The organism is Streptococcus oralis, assembly GCF_001578945.1.
GTDB classification, from domain to species: domain Bacteria; phylum Bacillota; class Bacilli; order Lactobacillales; family Streptococcaceae; genus Streptococcus; species Streptococcus oralis_Q.
Window position 1 is genome coordinate 101016 of the sequence record NZ_KQ969551.1, and the last position, 904, is coordinate 101919.

The following is a 904-nucleotide window of genomic DNA, read 5'->3' on the forward strand; positions in this document are numbered from 1 at the left end:
TCGCTTTGCTGAGGAGATTACGATTGAAACAGAAGCATTGACTTACAATCGTCTTTTTTGCTACCGCCGTTTCACTATCTATGATGAAGCAGGTCAAGAAATCATTCGCATGTTAGCGACCTTTGTTCTGATGGACCGAGACAGTCGGAAAGTTCATGCTGTCGAACCGGAGATTGTGGCTCCTTATCAGTCCGAGTTTGATAAAAAACTCATCCGTGGGCCAAAGTATGCAAATCTAGAAGATCCAATCAGTAAAGACTACCATGTTCGTTTTTACGACTTGGATATGAATGGTCATGTCAATAACAGCAAATACCTGGATTGGATTTTTGAGGTTATGGGAGCAGATTTTTTGACCAAGTATATTCCAAAGAAAATCAATCTCAAGTATGTCAAAGAAGTGCGACCAGGTGGCATGATTGCTTCAGCTTATGAACTCAAGGGACTAGAAAGTAAGCATGAGATTATCAGTGATGGGGAGATCAATGCCCAAGCTATGATTACTTGGCAAGAAATTGAAGGCAATTAGAAAGGACGATATGGCTTATAAAGGTTATTTAATTGATTTAGACGGAACCATTTACAAGGGGAAAGACAGAATTCCCGCGGGTGAGGCTTTTGTGCATGAACTGCAAAAGCGAGAAATTCCCTATCTCTTTGTGACTAACAACACAACTCGTACTCCTGAGAGCGTTCAGGAGATGCTGGCTCAGAATTTTAACATTAATACCCCTCTATCAACTGTCTATACAGCAACCTTGGCAACCATCGACTATATGAACGACTTGGGACTGGACAAGACAGTCTATGTCATCGGCGAAGATGGGCTCAAGGATGCCATTCAGGCTGCTGGTTATGTCGAAGACAAGGAAAATCCAGCCTATGTGGTAGTTGGACTGGACTG

At 42.4% G+C, this 904-nt stretch carries 1 protein-coding gene and 1 pseudogene; both read left to right on the forward strand.

Features of this window, described 5'->3' with window-relative positions:
* On the forward strand, positions 1–529 hold a 529-nt coding region (locus SORDD16_RS03185), incomplete at its 5' end, for an acyl-[acyl-carrier-protein] thioesterase (RefSeq protein ID WP_241733949.1).
* 10 nt (positions 530–539) lie between these two features.
* A pseudogene (locus SORDD16_RS11545) lies at positions 540–904 on the forward strand (TIGR01457 family HAD-type hydrolase); the annotation flags it as partial.